The sequence below is a fragment of the Faecalibacillus faecis genome (assembly GCF_003024675.1).
GTDB classification, from domain to species: Bacteria; Bacillota_I; Bacilli_A; order Erysipelotrichales; family Coprobacillaceae; genus Faecalibacillus; species Faecalibacillus faecis.
In genome coordinates, this window is sequence record NZ_PYLP01000050.1 from 1 (window position 1) to 1,221 (window position 1,221).

Sequence of the window (1,221 nt, forward strand, 5' to 3'; positions counted from 1 at the left end):
GGAGGATATAAAAATGAGTAAAAAACCTGTAAAAATTGTAACAATTGGTGGAGGAAGTAGTTATACACCAGAATTAATGGAAGGATTTATTAAAAGATATGATGAACTTCCAATCAAAGAAATTTGGCTTGTCGATATTGAAGATGGGAAAGAAAAATTAGAAATCGTTGGTAAAATGGCACAACGTATGTGGGATGCTTCTCCTTATGATGTTAAAGTTCATTTAACATTAGATCGTAGAGAAGCATTAAAGGATGCTGATTTCGTTACAACTCAATTTAGAGTTGGTTTATTAAATGCTCGTATTAAAGACGAAAGAATTCCATTTAGCTATGGTATGTTAGGTCAAGAAACAAATGGTGCTGGAGGTATGTTTAAAGCTTTAAGAACGATTCCAGTTATTTTATCAATCGTTGAAGATATGAAAGAATTATGCCCAGATGCTTGGCTTGTTAACTTTACAAATCCATCAGGAATGGTAACTGAAGCGGTAATGAGATTTGGTAAATGGGATAAAGTCATTGGTTTATGTAATGTTCCTGTTGGAGCAATGCTAGATGARCCAAAAACAATTGGTAAAACTTTAGATCAATTAACTTATAAATTTGCTGGATTAAAYCATTTCCATTGGCATAAAGTATATGATGAAAATGGTAAAGAAGTGACTAAAGATATCATTGAAGCAATGTATGAAGGAAAAGATATGGGAATTCCTGCAAAYATTCATGATATTCCATTCTTTAAAGAACAATTACTTCAAATGAATATGATTCCATGTGGATATCATAGATATTATTATCGTGAAGAAGAAATGTTGGCTCATGGTTTAGAAGAATATAATGATCCTAAGGTAGGAACTCGTGGACAACAAGTACAACAAACAGAACATGAATTATTTGAATTATATAAAAATCCAGATTTAGATCATAAACCAGAACAATTAGCAAAACGTGGAGGAGCACATTATTCAGATGCGGCTTGTGAAACAATTGCTTCTATTTATGGAAATAAATTATCACATATCGTAGTAACAACTAAAAATAATGGATCTGTACCAGATTTACCAGCTGACTGTGCGGTAGAAGTTTCATCTTATATTGGTTCAACAGGGGCAAGAGCAATTGCTTTTGGCTCATTACAACCAGCTCAAAGAGGATGGTTACAATGCATGAAAAACATGGAGTTATGTGTTGAAGAAGCAGCTGTAACTGGTGATTATGG

At 33.0% G+C, this 1,221-nt stretch carries 1 protein-coding gene; it reads left to right on the forward strand.

The window, feature by feature from the left end:
* Nucleotides 1–13: 13 nt before the first annotated feature.
* Nucleotides 14–1,221: 6-phospho-beta-glucosidase (locus C7U55_RS13380; RefSeq protein ID WP_106988963.1), on the forward strand; the 1,208-nt coding region annotated here is incomplete at its 3' end.